1 protein-coding gene is annotated in these 1,081 nt (G+C 46.8%); it reads right to left on the bottom strand.

All coding sequences use genetic code 11. The features are described from left to right. Positions 1 to 1,081: DUF2813 domain-containing protein (locus R8N47_RS23705; protein WP_318185915.1), on the bottom strand; the 1,081-nt coding region annotated here is incomplete at both ends.

Genomic DNA, 1,081 nt, shown 5'->3' with positions numbered 1-1,081 from the left:
GCCTATGGCGCTCTTGATCATGCCCAAGCTGCGCTCTCACTGTGTGGGCGTATTTTTTACCCGCTGGGTCACCATCGGTAACCACATGCCAATCGATACCGAACTCTTTGGCTACTTTTATTAATGAACGTAAGCCAGATTGTGCAAATTCGACAATCTGAACCCCTTCAGCGGCGAGATCGTATCCACATTGTCTTGCCAATTCATTAAACAACCAAACCTCAGTTTCGCCTTCCACTAATAGCCAGCAACGCGCAAACAAAGCGCCAGCGCGATGAAAACGAATGTGGAAACCAATTCGTCTTAGCTCGTCACCACCAAACTTAGACGTGTTTAGACTCTTCGCGATAGTTTTATCGGACAGACGAATAAGCCTACGGATGGAGTAGAGCGGCACGGAACCAAGCAAACTGCCACTGTTCGTGGTTAAGATTTTTTGCATTGGCAAAAGTTGAAGCAACGACCAAGCTCGAGCTAAATGCGTTGGGTGTAAACGACCTTCTGGATCTTCGATGATCAAAATAGGCCGCGCGCAACGTCTTAAATCCGTCGGTCCTTTGGCTTGGAGATATGCATTAAGCAACCCCATTAAGAGCAAGCGACTTTGCTTATCGTTGGTCTCTTTCAGGTATTGGCTCAATCCTTTATCAGAAGATGGGCTAGTGTAGAATAATCCGTCTCTCGGTTTTCTAGGATTGCCTTTACTGATGCTACGAAACGCAAAATAGTGCTCGACCAACGTTTTCATAGCATCGAGGCTGCTTCGAATTTCCCCTTTGTTTACGTGACCCGGCATTGCCAACAAACGTCGACAGGTGTTGTTGATGCGTTTTTCGATACGCGCGTTTTTGCTGTCACCATTAATGTGTGACGGACGAGGAAAGCGACGAGAATCCCTTAGTCGAATGACAGGGTGCAACGTCATCAACTCAACCGCTAATTTTTCTGAATGGTGAATCTGTTTCGGTTTGCCATCACGGTCAAGAAACGCGTATTTGGTCGTGATGTCATGATCAACGCGAGAGGCACTGATTCGATAATAAATGACATGTTCACCATCTTCTGTTGTGCACCAAGCGGG

Source organism: Vibrio sp. 2132-1, from assembly GCF_033344315.1.
The sequence above is the reverse complement of the archived record's forward strand: the minus strand, read 5'-3'. Positions and strand labels throughout refer to the sequence as shown.